Genomic DNA, 17,905 nt, shown 5'->3' with positions numbered 1-17,905 from the left:
GGGATTTCGACATATTGCCGTCTGCAATGGTGGAATCGCTCACCCGGCCACGCAACGGCTCCCGCCCGGACTGTGCACCGAATAGGGCGGAAGTATGTGTCGCGCTCAGCGGCGTGTTCGGGTGAGGGCTGCGCCGACTCGCTTGCTGTTACGGATGACCGGAGCGCTCTCCACGCCGCGGATGCCCGGTAGGTTGCCGATGCCCTGTTCGAGAAAGTCGTAGAGGGCGTCCACATCGCGGCAGGCCGCGAACAGCAGCAGGTTGGTGGGGCCGGTGGTGGCGGCGGCGAAGGCGACGTCGGGATGCGCGGCGATCGCCTCGGCGGCCTGCCGCACCCGTGCCGGGTCGACGGTCAGCCACAGGATCGCCAGCGTCTCGAATCCCAGCAGTACCGGATCGATATCCACGTCGAAGAACAACGCACCGCCCTCGCGTAACTGGGCCAGGCGGCGTTTGGCCGTCATCTCGGACCACCCGGTCGCCCGGGCGATGTCGGAGTAACCGACGCGACCGTCCTGCGCGAGGATGGCGAACAATTCCTCGTCGCCCTCCGCAGGCGCTGTCGACGCCTGTTGAGACGGGGCCAGCGCGGCGATCTGCTCGGCGGTGAGCGAGTCGGCCCGGCCGTGCCAGCCGGCCGGACCGCCCGCGAAGACGCGCAGCAGGCAGTGCGCGGTGACGCCGGTGACCCGCGGCGTCTTCGGCAACTGCCCGAGCAGCAGGGCATCGCTCTCTCGGGAACTGCGGGTGCGGGTGACGCAGACGATCTGCGTGCCGCCCGAGGTGAGGCAGACCCACGAGGTATCCGGCCGCCGGGCCAGCGCATCGGCGACAGCCACCGCCGCGTCGGGGGTCACCTGGACCCGGACGAACCACTCCACCCACCCCAGTCGCCGGGAGTTCGGCAGGCCGACCACCCGCAGTTGCCCGGTGGCGCGCAGCCTGCGATACCGCCGTGCGACCGTCTGATCGGACACGCCGAGCACCGCTGCGATGCGGCTGAACGGTGCGCGCCCGTCGATGTGCAGCGCGTGCACGATCGCGCGATCGATGTGGTCCAGGACCGGAGAACTCACCGGCGACAGCGTACTGCGGCCCTCCGCGACCGAATCCTCATCATGGGCGTGCTCACCCACGGCGATCTTCCGGGCCACCTTCGGCGTGCCGCCGTACTTCCTGGCCGGCTGCTCCGAAGCGGTGCCGCAACTCGGTCGCGAAGTCGTCGGCGAACTCGGCCGGATCGTCGAAATTACGCTCCGGATAGAGAAGCCGACTGGGCAATGTTCTTTGGTGTTTGAGCGTCGCGCTCGGTGGGTACTACCCCTGTGACCCGTTGTATGTACAGGTCACAGGGGTTGTTGCGCCCCCGGCAGGAATCGAACCTGCGACCTAGGGATTAGAAGGCCCTTGCTCTATCCAACTGAGCTACGGAGGCAGCGGGTTCTACGATGGCCGACATTGGCCGTGCTGTCCAGCGAGTCGATTATAGCGAGCGTCCAGGTGGCCGGATTCTTAGCGTTAGCAACGTTTCAGCCATCCCGAACAGTAGGTGACGCGCCGTGGTGATCGGGGCCAAGGATATCGGTACAAACCCGACCGGGCCACGGAATACTCGCCGAACTACGCTCAGTCGTATGTCCTCCGCCCCCACCTCGTCCGCCGCTCCCCGAGTCGAGGCCGCTCGGTCGGGGGCGACGTTCGGCACGATCACCGCGCTGGCCGGCGCCACCGCGGCCGTGGTCGCGGCGCTGGTGGTGGGGTTGTCGGCGGCGCAGGCACTGAGCCTGCTCGGCATCCCCGACCCGGGGGCGGCGACCACCTACGGACTGCCCGCGGTCCGGGCGCTCGCCGACCTGTCGGCCGCGCTGACAGTCGGCTCGCTGTTGTTCGCGGCCTTCCTGGTGCCGCCGCAGTCGAACGGGCTGCTGGACGTCGGCGGGTATCGCGCGGTGCGCAGGGCGTCGAATTTCGCGGTGGTCTGGGCGTGTTGCGCGGCGCTGCTGGTGCCGCTGACGGTTTCGGACACCACCGGACGGCCGGTGGGGGATGTTCTGCGCCCGCAGGAACTGTGGCAGGCGATCGATCGAATCGAGTTGGCCGGAGCTTGGCGGACGACCGTCGTTTTCGCCCTGATCGTCGCCGTGGGCTGCCGCCTCGCATTGCGCTGGGGCTGGACTCCGGTCCTGCTCGGGGCCGCGATCGCCACCATGATGCCGCTGGCGTTGACCGGCCATTCCTCCTCGGGCGGGTCGCACGACGTGGCGACCAACAGCCTGATCCTGCATCTGGTCTCGTCCGCCGTCTGGGTCGGCGGCCTGTTCGCGGTGCTCGCGCACGCCCTGCGCGGCGGTGCGTACACCGACGTCGCGGCCCGGCGTTTCTCGTCGACCGCCACGGTCGCCTTCGCCGTGATCGCGGTCAGCGGCGTGATCAACTCCTGGGTCCGCGTGCCGCTGGACGAACTGCTCTCCAGCACCTACGGCAGGCTGGTGCTGGCCAAGGCCGCCGCGCTGGCGGTGCTCGGTGTGTTCGGTTACGTGCAGCGCCGCGCCTCGTTGCCCGCCTTGGCGGCCGATCCCGGCGACCGGTTGGCCCTGGTGCGGTACGCGGGCGTCGAAGTATTGATCTTCGCCGCGACCATCGGCCTCGCGGTCGGGCTCGGCCGTACGCCGCCGCCACCGCCGGATTCCGTTCCGACGCCGGTCGAAGTGGAGCTGGGCTACAACCTGGCCGGGCCGCCCAGCTTCGCCCGCCTGGCGTTCGACTGGCGGTTCGATCTGATCTTCGGAACGCTGTCCATCGTGCTCGCGGTGCTGTACCTGCTCGGCGTGCGGCGGCTGCGAGCGCGGGGTGACGCGTGGCCGGCCGGGCGGACGTTCGCCTGGCTGTCCGGTTGTGTGGTGCTGCTCGTCGCCACCTCTTCCGGCGTCGGCCGGTACTCACCCGCGATGTTCAGCGTGCATATGGGAGCCCATATGGCGCTGTCCATGCTCGCGCCGATCCTGTTGGCGCTCGGTGGCGCGGTGACGCTGGCGCTGCGCGCGCTGCCGCCGGCCGGCCGCGGTGGCGTGCCGGGTCCGCGGGAATGGCTACTGGCCGCGGTACACAACCCGGTCTCGCGTTTCCTGACCCACCCGATCGTGGCGTCGGCGATCTTCGTCGGCGGCTTCTACGCGCTGTACCTGGGCGGCATCTTCGACGCCTACGCCGACTCGCACGCGGCGCACCTGCTGATGAACGTGCACTTCCTGCTCAGCGGTTACCTGTTCTACTGGGTGGTGATCGGCATCGATCCCAAGCCGAGGCAGGCGGAGCCGTTGACCAAGCTCGCCATGGTGTTCGGCTCGCTGCCGTTCCACGCGTTCTTCGGCATCGCGCTGATGAGCATGACCACGGTGCTCGGCGGCTGGTTCTACCACGGCCTCGGTCTCGGCTGGAACGGCGATCTGCTCGGCGACCAGCGCACCGGCGGCAGCCTCGCGTGGGCGAGCGGTGAGGTCCCCCTGGTGGTGGTGATGCTGGCGTTGCTGATCCAATGGTCGCGCAGCGATCAGCGACTCGCGCAACGCACCGATCGAGCCGCCGAACGCGACAACGACGCCGCACTCGCCGCACACAACGCGATGTTCGCCGAACTGGCCAAGCGAGATGGAGAAGTGCGTAAGTGAGTGAACGCGCCACCACGGTCTCCCCACACAGACCGGCCGGGCGGGTGGAACGGTCGGACGTGCGATCCGCACGCAAGCGGCTGGCGGGGCAGATCCGTAAGACGCCGGTCTTCCACACCTCCATCGCGAGCCCGTCCGGTCCCGTCCCGGTGACGATCAAGCTCGAGCACCTCCAGCACGGCGGGACGTTCAAAGTACGCGGCAGCCTCAACGCGCTGCTCGAGTCGGGCGCCGGGGTCGATCAGGTGGTGATCGCCTCCGGCGGCAACGCGGGTATCGCGGCTGCGCTGGCCGCGGCGCGGCTCGGAAAATCCTGCACCGTCGTCGTCCCGGAGACGGCGCCGCACACCAAGGTCGCCGCGATGTGGTCGCACGGCGCGGAGGTGCTCTGGCACGGCACCTGCTACGCCGAGGCCTTGCAGCACGCGACCGAGCTGGCCACCGAACGGGGCGCGCTGCTGCTGCACGGCTACGACCTGCCCGCGGTGGTCGCGGGCATCGGTGTGGTGGGGCTGGAACTCGAGGAGCAGGTACGTGGTCGGCCACCGGTGCTGGCCGCGGTGGGCGGTGGCGGACTGGTCGCGGGCATCGCGGCCGCGGTCGGGCGGCGTCAGCGGGTGATCGGGGTGGAACCCGACGGCGCCGCGATCCTGCGCGCGGCGTTGGCGGCCGAGCGTCCGGTGGACATTGTCGGGTCCGGGATCACCGTCGACTCGCTGGGGCCGACCCGGATCGGTGACATCGCACTCGACGTCGCCCGCCGCCACGGCGTGCGCTCGGTGCTGGTCAGCGACGACGCGATCAGCGCGGCGCGGGAATATCTGTGGCGCGAATTCCGCATCCTGGTGGAAGTGTCCGGCGCCACGGCGCTGGCCGCAGTGCACAGCGGCGTCTACGTTCCCGCGCCGGACGAGCGACCGGTCGTGGTCCTCTGCGGCGCCAATACCGACGTCGCGGTGTTCTGACCACGCGGGCGTGAAAGCTCGGTCTTCACATTTCGGGAAGTTGTGCACATTCCCGGATCGGATCGCTCGGGTCCGCGAAATCGGCGCACGCTGGAAGTGCCTCCTGGAGGGGGAGGACATTCCGGGCGGTTCCGGATCCGAATGTGAAGGGGCGTAGCTATGTACGAGGCGAATGCGACCGTGATCGGAACGATCGCCACCCATCCGGTCAAGCGTGATCTGACCAATGGCGAGCAGGTGGTCACCTTCCGGTTGGCCAGCAATTCCCGCCGATTGGACCAGACGTCGGGGCAATGGGTGGACAACGGCACCCTCTATCTCACCGTCAGCTGCTGGCGCAGGCTGGTGGCAGGTGTCGACGCGTCACTGCGGCGCGGCGATCCGATCATCGCCTACGGCCAGCTGCGCTCCCACGAGTACCGGAGCAAGGACGGTGTGGAGCGACGGGATCTGGAGATGCGCGCCACCGCGGTCGGACCGGACCTGTCCCGCTGTGTCGCGCACTTGACGCGGCTGTCCGACCTGCCGCCACGGAATACTTCCGCGATCGCGAGCGCTGAAGGTCAGGTGCCGGTGGGCGACGCGCCGGGGGAGAATATCGTTGCCGCCGATTCGGCACCGCCGCGCGGCAACGCGCCCGAGCCGGTCGACGCTTGATCGCATGGCCGGTTTTCGTCCCGGCGGCAGGGTAGCTCTGCTTCGTCCCCCCATCTCTCGCACCGATAGGCTTCACACTTATGGCTGAGTTCATCTACCAAATGAAGAAGGTTCGCAAGGCGCACGGCGACAAAGTCGTGCTCGACGATGTCACCTTGAACTTCCTTCCCGGCGCCAAGATCGGCGTCGTCGGCCCGAACGGCGCGGGTAAATCCAGCGTGCTGAAGATCATGGCCGGACTGGACCAGCCGAACAACGGTGACGCGTTCCTCGCCGCCGGCGCCACCGTCGGGATCCTCCAGCAGGAGCCGCCGCTCAACGAGGAGAAGACCGTCCGCGGCAACGTCGAGGAGGGCATGGGCGAGATCAAGGTGAAGCTGGATCGCTTCAACGAGATCGCCGAGCTGATGGCCACCGACTACTCCGACGAGCTCATGGAGGAGATGGGCAAGCTGCAGGAGGACCTGGATCACGCCGACGCGTGGGACCTGGACTCCCAGCTCGAGCAGGCAATGGACGCGCTGCGCTGCCCGCCGCCGGACGAGCCGGTCACCAACCTCTCCGGTGGTGAGCGCCGCCGCGTGGCGCTGTGCAAGTTGCTGCTGAGCAAGCCCGACCTGCTGCTGCTCGACGAGCCGACCAACCACCTGGACGCCGAGAGCGTGAACTGGCTCGAACAGCACCTGGCGCAGTACCAGGGCGCCGTGCTCGCGGTCACCCACGACCGGTACTTCCTGGACAACGTCGCCCAGTGGATTCTGGAGCTGGACCGCGGCCGCGCCTACCCGTACGAGGGCAACTACTCCACCTACCTCGAGAAGAAGGCCGAGCGGCTCGAGGTCCAGGGCAAGAAGGACCAGAAGCTGCAGAAGCGGCTCAAGGAAGAGCTCGCCTGGGTCCGTTCCGGCGCCAAGGCCAGGCAGGCCAAGAACAAGGCTCGCCTCGGCCGGTACGAGGAGATGGCGGCCGAGGCCGAGAAGATGCGGAAGCTCGACTTCGAGGAGATCCAGATTCCCGCGGGCCCGCGCTTGGGCAACGTGGTGGTCGAGGTCGAGCACTTGGACAAGGGCTTCGGCGACCGTCAGCTGATCAAGGACCTGTCGTTCACCCTGCCGCGTAACGGCATCGTCGGCGTGATCGGGCCCAACGGCGTCGGTAAGACCACGCTCTTCAAGACCATCGTCGGGCTCGAGTCGCCGGACAGCGGCGAGGTGAAGGTCGGCGAGACGGTCAAGCTGAGCTACGTCGACCAGAATCGCGCGGGCATCGACCCCAAGAAGACGGTTTGGCAGGTCGTCTCCGACGGCCTCGACTACATCGAGGTCGGCCAGCAGGAGATGCCGTCGCGCGCCTACGTGAGCGCGTTCGGCTTCAAGGGCCCCGACCAGCAGAAGCCCGCGGGCGTTCTGTCCGGCGGTGAACGCAACCGGCTGAACCTGGCGATGACGCTCAAACAGGGCGGCAACCTGATCCTGCTGGACGAGCCGACCAACGACCTCGACGTCGAGACCCTCGGCTCGCTGGAGAACGCGCTGGAGAAGTTCCCCGGCTGCGCCGTGGTCATCTCGCACGACCGCTGGTTCCTGGACCGCACCTGCACCCACATCCTCGCGTGGGAGGGCGACTCCGACAACGAGGCCAAGTGGTTCTGGTTCGAGGGCAACTTCGAAGCGTACGAAGCCAACAAGGTCGAGCGGCTCGGCCCGGAAGCGGCCCGCCCGCACCGGGTTACGCACCGCAAACTCACCCGCGGCTGAGTTCGTCGGCGTAGGCGGGTGCACGGTGCGACCGCACCCGCCCTACGTGTCGCACTGCCTGGATGCTGTGGCCGGGCGAGGTCGACAACGCCGCGAAAGCCCGGATTTCGGCGGATCCCACGGTTCGACTTCGGGCGGCGCAGGACCTCGCCTGTGGAGGGCCCCGGTCGGCGGTGGTTGCTGGGGGCCATAGGGGGCAAGACAGGGACGTCGGACGCATATGTTCCCGGGGTGGGTCACTCGGATACAGTTCGCCCCGCGCAGCGTAAACCTTGTTGGGCCTGGTCGGTGAGCGGGGAAGGGCTCCGACTGTTCGATATACGTCCGGGGCACCTTCACCGCCGCTGGATCTGGTGTCGGCGAGGTTTCTCCTTGCCAGGGTGCCCGCCTGCCTGCCATGAGCGAGTGCGCGCTGCCTGGCGTTTGCTGGTGTGCCATGCGGGGCCGGTTGAGCCGGAGTTCGGGTCGAGAGCGGGGGCGACGGCCGCGGTGGGGTGGCGCGAAAAGTCTTTCCGGGGAACGCGGAACAGGAGTGACACCTACCCACGCGTAGCTCGCTAGGGTGGGAGTCGTGAATGCGCAGGCGCAGTTCGAGCAATCGGTGGCTTCGACCGCCGACGCGGTGGTCGAGCTGACCCGAGGTACCGGTGCGGCGCCGCTGCCGCCACGGATACGACCTGTCGCGCTCACCTGACGTTCGCGGGTCCGACTTCTGTGCTGTGCCCGAGGTTGTCGCGTGTGATCTCGGCACACGAGCGGCGAACTCCGCCGTCGTGGTGAACCACCGGATGTGAAAAGGGAATTCACCCACGCGTCATCGGCGCACAGTTACTCTCGGACCGGCGTCACTTTGTTACGGAACCGATATCCGAGGGAGTTGGCGAAAAATGACCGTCTCGTCCGAATTGTCCAGCGCGGCGTGGGCCGCGGGTTTGCCGCAGTCACTGCGCGGCGAACTCGCGACGCTCGAGGAGGCGTACTTCCGCCACGTCGACGCGGGCGATGTGGACTGTGCGATCACCGGCATCACCCAGATCTTCCGAAGGCACTTGGAGTTGGCGGTGACGCGCCGCCCCGGTCGCGCACTGGTGCGGGTGTACCACCCGGACGACGGCTCCGGAATCGGTGCGGCGGTGCAGATCGTCACCGATGACATGGCGCTGCTGGTCGAGTCGATCAGCTCGTCGCTGAGCCGGATCGGCGCCAGCGTCAGCGAGATCATCCACCCGATCTTCGAGGTCGAGCGGGACGAGGAGGGGCGGCTGACGCACGCCGCCGCGCACGAGGTGGACGGCACCGGCGGGGCGGGACTGCGGGAGTCCTGGATGCACGTGCAATTGCACCCGTCGACCAGTGCGGCGCTGCTGGCCAAGATCGAATCCGCGGTGCCGGACGTGGTGGACGACGTGCGTCAGGTGATCGGCGACACCGAGGCCATCGAAGACGTGCAGAGCAGACTGGCCGACGATCTCGAATCGGCCGCGCAATCCGGGTCCGCGCCGTTCCAGCCGACCGAACTGACCGACACCGCTCACTTGCTGCGTTGGCTGGCCGGGGGGAACTTCACCCTGCTCGGCTACGCGCGCTACCGACTGAGCACCGACCAGGGCCGCGAGATGTCCACCGTCGTGCCCGACACCTGCCTCGGCGTGCTGCGGCCCGACGTGGGCACCGACTTCCACGTGCCGGTCAACGGCGGTGACCGTCCGCTGCTCACGCTGACCCAGGGGCTGGTCCCCGCCACCGTGCATCGTGCGGTGTATCCCTATTTCGTCGGTGTCGCCGATTTCGACGCCGACGGAACCATCGTCGGTGAACACCTGTTCATCGGCGTCTTCACCGTCACCGCCGTGCACGAGAACGTTCTGGACATCCCGGTGATCGAACGCCGGGTCCGTTCGGCGATCGAGGAGAGCGGATTCGACCTGGACTCGTTCTCCGGTCAGGCCATGCTCGAGGTCATCCAGTCCTTCCCGCGCACCGAGCTGTTCTCCGCCGACAGCGAGACGCTGCGCCGCACCGCCACCGCCGTGCTGAGCGTCAGCCTGCGGCGCCAGGTGCGCCTGTTCCTGCGCGCGGACACCTATGGTCGCTATGTCGCCTGCCTGGTCTACCTGCCGCGGGACCGGTACACCACCAGCGCTCGGCTCGAGATGCAGGAGATCCTGGTCCGCGAACTGGGTGGCGTGTCCATCGACTACTCCGCGCGGGTGGGCGAAAGCGAGTTGGCGCGAGTGTATTTCACCGTGCGCATGCCGGAGGCCGAACTCGGTGTCCCGCGCCGTACGCCGCCCGGCGCCGATACCTCCGAGCCCACCAGGCTGCGCTTGCAGAACCTGCTCGCCGAGGCCAGCCGCACCTGGGAGGACCGGCTGAACGACGAGGTGAGCACGTCGACGGTGCTGGATCCCGCGGTGGTGCAGCGATACGCGGAGGCCTTCCCCGAGGGTTACAAACAGGATTTCGCCGCGGCCCGCGCGCTGAGGGACATCGTGCGCCTGGAACATTTGCGAGACGGCGTCATCGATCAATATCTGTACCGGAAGCCGGATTCGGCGCCGGGCTCGTGGCGTTTCACGCTCTACGTCGGTGGTAGCGGCATCTCCTTGAGCCAGGTGCTTCCGCTGTTGCAGAGCCTCGGTGTGGAGGTGGTCGACGAGCGGCCGTACCAGATCGCGCTGGAGGCGGCGGCGGACGGCACCGGCGGTGAGCGGTGGATCTACGACTTCGGCCTGCTGGCCCGCCCGGAGCTGCTGCGCAGTTCGCTCGACCGCGATCTGGACGCCGAACTGCTCGAGTCCTCCAAACGCGCCGACGTGCTGGAGGCGGAGGTGCGCGGGCTGCGGGAACGGTTCGTGGAAGCCTTCGCGGCCATGTGGTACGGCCGCGCGGAGGCGGACGGGATGAACGAGCTCGTGCTGCGTGCCCGGTTGCCGTGGCGGGCCGTGTCGATCCTGCGCACCTACGCGAAGTACTTGCAGCAGGCCAATTTTCCGTACAGCCAGGCCAACATCTGCCGTGTGCTGCTCACCTATCCGGATATCGCGCGCCTGTTCGTCGACCTGTTCGCGGCGCGCTTCGACCCCGACACCGTCTCCGCCGAGCACGCCGCGGAACTGGAGACCCAGGTGCGCGGGCGGATCGACGAGGTGGTCAGCCTGGACGCGGACCGCATCCTGCGCGCGATCCTCGGCCTGGTCAAAGCGACGCTGCGGACGAACTTCTACGTGACCGACGCGGAAGGCAAACCGCGCGACTTCGTGTCGGTGAAGGTCGAGCCACGGGAGATCGCCGAATTGCCCAAGCCGAAGCCGCAGTTCGAGATCTTCGTGTACTCGCCGCGGGTGGAAGGCGTGCACCTGCGCTTCGGGCCGGTGGCCCGTGGTGGATTGCGGTGGTCGGACCGTTTGGAGGATTTCCGTACGGAGATCTTGGGCCTGGTGAAGGCGCAGGCGGTGAAGAACGCGGTCATCGTGCCGGTCGGCGCCAAGGGCGGTTTCGTGGTGAAGCAACCACCCGCGGCCACCGGTGATCCGGTCGCGGACCGGCAGGCGCTGGGCGCCGAGGGTGTGGCTTGCTATCGCACGTTCATCTCGGGCCTGCTGGATGTCACCGACAACGTGGATCGCGCGAGCGGGGAGGTGCTTCCGCCCGCTCGGGTGGTGCGGCGTGACGGTGACGATACCTATCTGGTCGTTGCGGCCGATAAGGGCACTGCGACGTTCTCCGATATCGCCAACGACGTGGCCCAAAGTTATGGCTTTTGGTTGGGTGATGCGTTCGCTTCCGGTGGTTCGGCGGGTTATGACCACAAGGCGATGGGCATCACGGCCAAGGGTGCGTGGGAAAGCGTCAAGCGGCATTTCCGTGAGATGGAGATCGACACTCAGACCCAGGACTTCACGGTGGTCGGTGTGGGTGACATGAGTGGTGATGTGTTCGGCAACGGCATGTTGTTGTCCGAGCACATTCGTCTGGTGGCCGCTTTCGACCACCGCCACATCTTCCTCGACCCGATTCCCGACGCCGCGCGTTCCTATCAGGAGCGGAAGCGGTTGTTCGCGTTGCCGAGGTCGTCGTGGGCGGATTACGACACGTCGCTGATCAGCCCCGGTGGCGGTGTGTGGGATCGCACCGTGAAGGCCGTGCCGATCAGCCCGCAGGCCAGGGCGGCTCTCGGCCTGGGCGACGACGTCGTATCGCTGTCGCCGCCGGATCTGGTTCGCGCGATCCTGCTCGCTCCGGTGGATCTGTTGTGGAACGGCGGTATCGGCACCTACATCAAGGCGAGCACCGAGACCAACGCCGAGGTGGGCGACAAGTCCAACGACGCGGTCCGGGTCAACGGGGATCAGTTGCGAGTCAAGGTGATCGGCGAGGGCGGCAATCTCGGCGCCACGGCCCTCGGCCGCATCGAGTTCAACCGCAACGGCGGCAAGATCAACACCGACGCGCTGGACAACTCGGCGGGCGTGGATTGCTCCGACCACGAGGTCAACATCAAGATCCTGCTCGACGCCGTGGTCTCCGGCGGTCAGCTGCCGCCGGACGAGCGCAACCCGCTACTGGCCTCCATGACCGACGAGGTCGCCCAGATGGTCCTGCAGGACAATGTGGCGCAAAACTTCCTCATGGGCATCTCGCGCACCGAGGCGCCGCAGATGCTCAGCGTGCAGACGCGGCTCATCGAGGAACTCGAACAGCGTCGCGGCCTGGACCGCGAACTCGAGGCGCTGCCCTCGGACCAGGAGATGAAGCACAGGCTGGAGGAGAACGCCGGACTGGCCTCGCCCGAGCTGGCCAATCTCATGGCGCACGTGAAGCTCTCGCTCAAGGCCGATCTGCTCGATTCCGACCTGCCCGACAGTCAATACTTCGCCGCGCGGCTGCCGGAGTACTTCCCCACGCCGCTGCGCGACCGGTTCGGAGCGGCGATCAAACGCCACCGGCTGCGCCGGGAGATCGTCACCACCATGATCGTCAACGAGATGGTGGACTACGGCGGCATCACCTACGCGCACCGGTTGAACGAAGAGGTCGGCGCCACCACCACCGACGCGGTGCGCGCCTTCGCCGCGGCGAGCGGAATCTTCGACCTGGACGAACGATGGGCGCGAATCCGCGCCTGTGACGCGCCGACCCCGGTGCGCGACCTGCTCGAACTGGAGACGAAGCGGACCCTCGACCGGGCATCCCGGTGGCTGCTGAGCAATCGCCCGCAGCCGATCGCGGTGGGCTCCGAGATCAGCCGGTACCGGGCCGACGTGCGGGAACTCGCCCCCAAGGTGCCGGGATGGCTGCGCGGGCACCACGTGTTCTCGCTCACCGACCGGTCCGCCGAGTTGATCGCTCGCGGTGCGCCGACCGACCTCGCCACCGAGGTGTTCGGTCTGCTCCACCTCTTCCCGCTGCTGGACATCGTGGACATCGCCGACATCACCGACCGGGACGGAGACGAGGTCGGGTCGCTGTACTACGCGCTCAACGACCACCTCAAGATCGACTGGCTGCTGCAGGCGGTCAGCCACCTCGAACGCGGCGACCGCTGGCACGCGCTGGCGCGGCTCGCGCTGCGCGACGACATGTACGGGTCGCTGCGCTCGCTCACGCTCGACGTGCTCTCCGGCGGCGACCCCGAGGAGACGGCGGACGAGAAGATTGCATACTGGGAGTCGAAGAATCAGTCCCGCCTCGGCAGAGCCAGGGCGGCGCTGTCGGAATTGTTCGAGTCCGGAACCCACGATCTCGCCACGTTGTCGGTTGCAGCGCGGCAAGTGCGGAGCATGGTGAGCGGGGTGGGCGCTCAATCGGAGGTACCACGTTGACGAGTTCGGTGAGCGGCAGCGGGAAGGCCGCGGGCAGCCTGGTGCTGCCCAAGCGGTTCCACGCCAAGGTGGATGTCAGGTGGTCGGACATGGACGTGTTCCAGCACGTCAACCATGCCCGGATGGTGACGCTGCTGGAAGAGGCGCGCATTCCGTGGCTGTTCGAGGACGGCCGCCCGACCGCACCGCTGCGTGAGGGGTGCGTCCTCGCCGATCTGCGTGTCCGCTATCGCGGTCAATTGCGGCATGAGGATACGCCGCTGGACATCGCCATGTGGATCGAGCAGCTGCGCGCGGTCGACTTCACCATCGGCTACGAGGTGCGGGCGGCGGGCGCGCTGCCCGACTCGCCCGCGGCCGTGGTGGCGTCCACGCAGATCGCGGCGTTCGACATGCGGGCGCAGCGGTTGCGCAGGCTCACCGACGCCGAGCGTGATTACCTGTCCGAATGGATGGACTGAGCGACCGCGTCGGTGGCGGCGGAGTGCTGACGGCGGAGCGGCCGTGATGGCGGAACAACGAGTGCTGCATGTGCCCGATCCGGCGGAGCGGGAGAATCTCGCGACGTTTCTGACCAGGGCCGTGCGGCTGGACCCCGGGGCGGTGGTGCGCCTGCGCCGCCGCGGGGAGAAATACGTCTCGGCCTGGGTGGCGACGGGTTTCGAAGCGCTGGCGATGCGCACCGTGGTCGCCGAACTCGGCGTCGACGACGTGACGGTCGGCGCCGACCTCGTGTTGGCCGGTTCGGCCGGTGGCGGTCCGATCGACCTCGGATATTCGATGGACTCCGCATGGCGCGGCGCGCTGCCACCCGTCGACGGTTTCGCACACGTCGACGACGTGCCCGCACGCACCCTGGTCGAGCTCGCCGAGCAGGGTGCGCAGCTGGCGAAGGAACACGGCAGCGGCCACGGCCCGCCCGCCTCGTTGCTGGATCAGGCGGTGCTGACCGTGTCCGGCGCGGGCACCCGGGTGCAGGTGCCGATGCGTGTCGTCTTCGCGCTCACGGCGATGGATTTCATCCCGCACTCGGGGGAGAAGGCCGACCCTCGCCGTATCCCAGCCGCCGAGATCGTCCGTGTCCGCGCGACCAGAACCTGGCTGCGACTCGACGCTCGCTACGGCTCGGTCGCGCGTCGGCTCGGCGGTGGAATTCCTCTGCTACCGCGTTGATCGCGTCGTTCGATGGTCGTCGCCGGGTGCGGCGCACCATCCGCGCCGGAGGGCGGTCAGCCGGGGATCGTCGCTACCGATCATCATTCGGGATGGGGTCGCGGGGCTCGGCCGCTCCGCTGCCTCCCCACGAAGCGCTGGTGCGTTCATTCCTGCTCGCCCGCGATCCGCGGTGGGCGGCCGACCTCTCGACGGAGGACAAGGCCCTACAGCCGCGTCGGACCGATTCCCGCAGTGAAAACTGCCTTTCGGTCGGTTTGAAGGAACTGGTGCCGAGCGCATGTCGCTCCGGCCGCGGCGGTGCGAGGCCGTCCGAACGCGCGCTGTATCGCTCCGTCGCGTGAGTCGCCGGGTGACCATCACGGCCTAGCGGGGGTCGGCATCGAAAATACGCACATCTCTAGTTCTTTCGCTGCCGCTGGATCGGTGCCAATGCGGGCCGCGGACTGTAAACCCGAGTAGCACAGAAGCGCTCGGATGCGATCGATGGGACAGGCGGCGCCGTCGGCAGGAGGGGACGGCGCCGCCTCCTGCTGCGGGCACGGTGCCGCTCAAGAGACGCCGATGTAGCGGAGGACTGCCGTCGTCGCGGCTGCGGCGAGAATGACCAGCAGAATGGGGCGTCGGAACCATGCGACCAGTCCACCCGCGAAAACGCCTGCGGGCACCGCGAATCCGAGGTCTGCGGTGCCCAGCGGCAAGGTGGTGACGGCCACGAGCGCGGTGAGCAATACGACGGCGCCGATCTCCAGCAGCCACACCACACGTTCGGGAAGGCGCACTCGGTCGCGGAGTGCGGGGCCGGCCCAGCGGAACGCGTAGGTGCCCGCGGCGAGAGCGACGACTCCGGCGGCCAGCATCACGCCGCTCCCCGCGCGGTCGCTGGTAGAGGCTTTTGCCGCGCCGCGACCAGCACCCCGGACAGGGCGAGCAGCACCGGCAGCCCCGTGGGTAGGAACGGAGCGCTGACCAGGGCGAGCGCGGTGCCGACACCCACCGCGGCGAGGGTGGTCCGGTCACGCAGCGCGGGCAACACCAGCGCTAACAGGACCGCGGGGAACACCGCATCGAGTCCGAGCGCCGAGGTGTCGGTGACCACCGATCCGATCAGCGCTCCGACGGCGGCGCCGCCGGGCCAGGCGAGCAGCACCCCAGCGCCGGTGATCCAGTAGGCCGCCCGTCTGCGTGGCGCGTCGGGCTGCGCGATGGTCATCGCGACGGACTCGTCGTTCATCAGATGAACGCCGAGCGAGCGGCGCCAGCCCGTGCCGACCGCGTCGGGAACCGACAGTCCGTACGGAACATGCCGCGCGTTCACCAGCAGTCCTGCCAGCACGGCCGCGATCGGGTTGCCGCCGGCGGCAACGATCCCGAGAAACAGGAACTCCGAGCTTCCGGCCAGCACCACGCACCCGAGCAGCACCGGCAGCCAGACCGGAAAGCCCGCCGCGACCGCGGTCGCCCCGTAGGAAATCCCGATCACACCGACGGCGAGGCACACCGCCCCGATCCCGAGCAGCGCATTCCGATCGAGTGTTCGCCATATCGAACGCATGTAGTTTATAGTGAACATGACGCCGCACTTCGTCAATATGGTTTCCCGGCGAGAGCTCCGAAGGACACGCGCTGTGAACATGTCCGCACCGCAACCACCCAGCACTCCAGCGCAACCACAACACCACGACCCCACGGCATAATCGCGGCACACGCGGTGCCGAAGGCGCTGCAAAACAAGCAGAGGTGGGAATGACGCAGCAGGACGCGACGACAACACCACAGGCGGTGATCGCCGCCGCGCTGCGCCGCGAGCGCACGAGGGCCGGACTCTCGCTGAGCGAGGTCGCCGGCCGGGCAGGTATCGCGAAATCCACTCTGTCGCAATTGGAATCGGGAACCGGGAATCCGAGCCTGGAGACCTTGTGGGCGTTGTGCGTCGCCCTCGACATGCCGTTCTCCCGATTGCTCGACCCGCCGCGCCCGAACGTGCACGTCATTCGCGCCGGTGAGGGGCCGGTGGTGGCGGCCGAGCAGTCGGAGTACCGGGCGACGCTGCTGGCGGCCGGGCCGGCCTATTCTCGCCGCGACCTGTTCCGCATCACCGCGGAACCGGGGCATGCGCGGCGATCGGATCCGCATAGCGTCGGTGTGGTCGAGCACGTCCTGCTCGCCGAAGGGCGCGCGCTGGTCGGCCCCGTCGACGCGCCCGTCGAACTACACCCGGGCGACTACATCGCGTACCCGGGTGACCAACCGCACGTGTTCGAGGCACTGGCGTCGCCGACCTGGGCGACGCTGGTGGTGGAGTACACCTGATCGGTCAGGCGGCGCCTTCGTCGAGATACTGCAACCACACGGGGTCGAGTTCGGCGGTAGTGGACAGCAGGCGCCAGTGCGGGCCCTTCGGGGAGACCAGTGGGGCACGCAGCGTCCAGCCCAGCTCGCTGAGCAGTTTGTCGGCTTTGCGATGGTTGCACGGCGCGCAGCTGGCGACGCAGTTCTCCCAGGAATGTTCCCCACCGCGGCTGCGCGGGATGACGTGGTCGATGGTCTCGGCCTTGCCGCCGCAGTAGCCGCAGCGATAGCGATCCCGGTGCATGAGCGCGGCGCGGGTCATCGGCACCCTGGCGCGATACGGAACGTGCACGTAGGTGCGCAGGCGGATCACCGAGGGAATGGCCACCGACGTATCGGCGGAGTGCACTACCGGCCCTTCGTCGTTGTGGTGAACGGCGTCGGCCTTGTCGCAGATGAGGAGGACGATCGCGCGGCGCGCGGACAATGCGGTGAGCGGCTCGTAGGTGGCGTTCAACAGCAACACCCTGGTCTTGAGCCAGTTCGTGCCCTCGGCGGGCGGGGCGGTCGGGCGGGGTCCGTGGTCGTGATGGCCACGATGTCCACCCGGATATCGTTCGGACAAGATGTGCAGCGGAGTAGCCCCCGACCCACAATTGTGGACGTCGGCGGGCTGGAGTTGTCGGTGCGCTCGCGCCTCATGTGATCGGGCGCCGTGCCGCTGCTTCATCTCGACCTCGATTTCATGATTGGCAGGATCATGTGGTATCTGCAAAGCAGAGACTGTCCCCCAGTTGACCATGGAATGTCGGGCATTGCACGGTGATTTTCAACAATGTCCGGTTAACTGTGGCTGAAGTGCCATTCCGGCGCGATGTTCCGGTTGCCGATCGGCGGCGCAAGGGCGGTACGGCGGCGGTGCCCGGGCGCGGGCACAATGGACAGCGGCGCATCCGGTGAAGCGAGAGGGTCTATGACTTCGGGCGAGCAAACGGCGACGTCGTTCTACGAGGCGGTCGGTGGGGCGGAGACGTTCCGGCGGCTCGTCGCGACGTTCTATCGCGAGGTGGCCGCCGATGAGGTGCTGCGCCCGCTGTATCCGGAGGAGGATCTCGGTCCGGCGGAGCGTCGTTTGCGGATGTTCCTGGAGCAGTATTGGGGCGGTCCGCGCACTTACTCCGACGAGCGCGGCCATCCCCGCTTGCGCATGCGGCACATGCCGTTCACCATCGGACCGATCGAGCGGGACGCGTGGCTGCGGTGCATGCGTATCGCGGTCGCCGAGATCGAGCCGGAAACGCTCGACGACGAGCACCGTAAGGCGCTGCTCGACTACCTGGAAATGGCTGCCAACTCGTTGGTGAACGCCCCGTTCTGACCACGGCGCAGCACCGCGGCGCTGGTGTGTTTTCTACCGCGTTGTGGTGGCGAAACATTCGCTGGTGAACCCCAGGTGGCGTGACGGTTGCGTGCGAGAGGCGGAGCGGAGCAGCCTTTTTCGCCTGTGCGGGTGGCAGTGCTGGGTATTTGCCCGCCATTCGAAACTGTGTGCCGGGAGAAGGCTTTC

Annotated in this window: 14 protein-coding genes and 1 tRNA gene; 10 read left to right on the top strand and 5 right to left on the bottom strand. The window is 67.9% G+C overall.

From position 1 onward, the window contains the following. Positions 1-105: 105 nt before the first annotated feature. Both AB0L97_RS15720 and AB0L97_RS15715 read right to left on the bottom strand, forming a co-directional pair. Positions 106-1,077: an AsnC family transcriptional regulator gene (locus tag AB0L97_RS15720; RefSeq protein ID WP_364429719.1), complete on the bottom strand. Its 972-nt coding sequence runs from the start codon at positions 1,075-1,077 to the stop codon at positions 106-108. A gap of 285 nt (positions 1,078-1,362) precedes the next feature. After that, positions 1,363-1,436 (bottom strand) — tRNA-Arg (locus AB0L97_RS15715). A gap of 199 nt (positions 1,437-1,635) precedes the next feature. On the opposite strand from AB0L97_RS15715, the gene AB0L97_RS15710 reads away from it, so the two are divergent. The 8 genes from AB0L97_RS15710 to AB0L97_RS15675 all read left to right on the top strand — a co-directional run bounded on the left by AB0L97_RS15710 (position 1,636) and on the right by AB0L97_RS15675 (position 14,046). Beyond that, positions 1,636-3,669 (top strand): cytochrome c oxidase assembly protein, encoded by a 2,034-nt coding sequence (locus AB0L97_RS15710; RefSeq protein ID WP_364429716.1) that lies wholly within the window; start codon positions 1,636-1,638, stop codon positions 3,667-3,669. After that, positions 3,666-4,634 carry a serine/threonine dehydratase gene (locus tag AB0L97_RS15705; protein ID WP_355075911.1) on the top strand — a complete coding sequence of 323 codons (969 nt, stop codon included), beginning with the start codon at positions 3,666-3,668 and terminating at the stop codon, positions 4,632-4,634. Before AB0L97_RS15710 ends, AB0L97_RS15705 begins: the two co-directional genes overlap by 4 nt. A 159-nt stretch (positions 4,635-4,793) precedes the next feature. Continuing rightward, on the top strand, positions 4,794-5,291 hold the full coding sequence (locus AB0L97_RS15700; RefSeq protein WP_355075913.1) for a single-stranded DNA-binding protein: 498 nt from the start codon (positions 4,794-4,796) through the stop codon (positions 5,289-5,291). Positions 5,292-5,371: 80 nt separating this feature from the next. Beyond that, positions 5,372-7,048, top strand: a complete 1,677-nt coding sequence (gene ettA / locus AB0L97_RS15695; RefSeq protein ID WP_039796561.1) for an energy-dependent translational throttle protein EttA — start codon at positions 5,372-5,374, stop codon at positions 7,046-7,048. A gap of 571 nt (positions 7,049-7,619) precedes the next feature. Next, on the top strand, positions 7,620-7,742 hold the full coding sequence (locus tag AB0L97_RS15690; RefSeq protein WP_355075915.1) for a hypothetical protein: 123 nt from the start codon (positions 7,620-7,622) through the stop codon (positions 7,740-7,742). Positions 7,743-7,935: 193 nt separating this feature from the next. Next, entirely contained in the window at positions 7,936-12,873 is a 4,938-nt protein-coding gene (locus AB0L97_RS15685; protein ID WP_364429709.1) for an NAD-glutamate dehydrogenase, read from the top strand. A gap of 8 nt (positions 12,874-12,881) precedes the next feature. Further along, positions 12,882-13,334, top strand: coding sequence for a thioesterase family protein (locus AB0L97_RS15680; RefSeq protein WP_355075992.1), 453 nt, complete (start codon positions 12,882-12,884; stop codon positions 13,332-13,334). A 46-nt stretch (positions 13,335-13,380) separates the two neighbouring features. Continuing rightward, positions 13,381-14,046: a hypothetical protein gene (locus AB0L97_RS15675; protein WP_364429706.1), complete on the top strand. Its 666-nt coding sequence runs from the start codon at positions 13,381-13,383 to the stop codon at positions 14,044-14,046. Between the two features lie 551 nt (positions 14,047-14,597). On the opposite strand, the gene AB0L97_RS15670 is transcribed toward AB0L97_RS15675, so the two are convergent. Continuing rightward, positions 14,598-14,906, bottom strand: coding sequence for an AzlD domain-containing protein (locus tag AB0L97_RS15670; RefSeq protein ID WP_355075921.1), 309 nt, complete (start codon positions 14,904-14,906; stop codon positions 14,598-14,600). Then, on the bottom strand, positions 14,906-15,601 hold the full coding sequence (locus tag AB0L97_RS15665; protein ID WP_364429702.1) for an AzlC family ABC transporter permease: 696 nt from the start codon (positions 15,599-15,601) through the stop codon (positions 14,906-14,908). The genes AB0L97_RS15670 and AB0L97_RS15665 overlap by 1 nt, the downstream gene beginning before the upstream one ends. Positions 15,602-15,792: 191 nt before the next feature. Here AB0L97_RS15665 and AB0L97_RS15660 point away from each other — a divergent pair, with 191 nt between their 5' ends. Then, positions 15,793-16,359, top strand: coding sequence for an XRE family transcriptional regulator (locus AB0L97_RS15660; protein ID WP_364429699.1), 567 nt, complete (start codon positions 15,793-15,795; stop codon positions 16,357-16,359). Positions 16,360-16,363: 4 nt separating this feature from the next. Here AB0L97_RS15660 and AB0L97_RS15655 read toward each other — a convergent pair whose 3' ends face one another. Beyond that, positions 16,364-17,068, bottom strand: a complete 705-nt coding sequence (locus tag AB0L97_RS15655) for an HNH endonuclease (protein WP_355075927.1) — start codon at positions 17,066-17,068, stop codon at positions 16,364-16,366. Positions 17,069-17,311: 243 nt separating this feature from the next. Between AB0L97_RS15655 and AB0L97_RS15650 the strand changes: the two genes are divergently transcribed. After that, entirely contained in the window at positions 17,312-17,716 is a 405-nt protein-coding gene (locus AB0L97_RS15650) for a globin (RefSeq protein WP_195043276.1), read from the top strand. Positions 17,717-17,905 lie beyond the last annotated feature (189 nt).

This window comes from Nocardia sp. NPDC051911, assembly GCF_040681035.1.
Classification (GTDB): domain Bacteria; phylum Actinomycetota; class Actinomycetes; order Mycobacteriales; family Mycobacteriaceae; genus Nocardia; species Nocardia sichangensis.
This window is presented reverse-complemented; position numbering and strand designations above follow the sequence as displayed.

What these genes read in the sequence shown, in the direction of transcription:
- AB0L97_RS15665 (WP_364429702.1), bottom strand. Translation starts at nt 15,601, where the DNA reads ATGCGTTCGATATGGCGAACACTCGATCGGAATGCGCTGCTCGGGATC.
- ettA (WP_039796561.1), top strand. Translation starts at nt 5,372, where the DNA reads ATGGCTGAGTTCATCTACCAAATGAAGAAGGTTCGCAAGGCGCACGGC.
- AB0L97_RS15675 (WP_364429706.1), top strand. Translation starts at nt 13,381, where the DNA reads ATGGCGGAACAACGAGTGCTGCATGTGCCCGATCCGGCGGAGCGGGAG.
- AB0L97_RS15700 (WP_355075913.1), top strand. Translation starts at nt 4,794, where the DNA reads ATGTACGAGGCGAATGCGACCGTGATCGGAACGATCGCCACCCATCCG.
- AB0L97_RS15650 (WP_195043276.1), top strand. Translation starts at nt 17,312, where the DNA reads ATGACTTCGGGCGAGCAAACGGCGACGTCGTTCTACGAGGCGGTCGGT.
- AB0L97_RS15710 (WP_364429716.1), top strand. Translation starts at nt 1,636, where the DNA reads ATGTCCTCCGCCCCCACCTCGTCCGCCGCTCCCCGAGTCGAGGCCGCT.
- AB0L97_RS15670 (WP_355075921.1), bottom strand. Translation starts at nt 14,906, where the DNA reads ATGCTGGCCGCCGGAGTCGTCGCTCTCGCCGCGGGCACCTACGCGTTC.
- AB0L97_RS15655 (WP_355075927.1), bottom strand. Translation starts at nt 17,068, where the DNA reads ATGAAGCAGCGGCACGGCGCCCGATCACATGAGGCGCGAGCGCACCGA.
- AB0L97_RS15660 (WP_364429699.1), top strand. Translation starts at nt 15,793, where the DNA reads ATGACGCAGCAGGACGCGACGACAACACCACAGGCGGTGATCGCCGCC.
- AB0L97_RS15685 (WP_364429709.1), top strand. Translation starts at nt 7,936, where the DNA reads ATGACCGTCTCGTCCGAATTGTCCAGCGCGGCGTGGGCCGCGGGTTTG.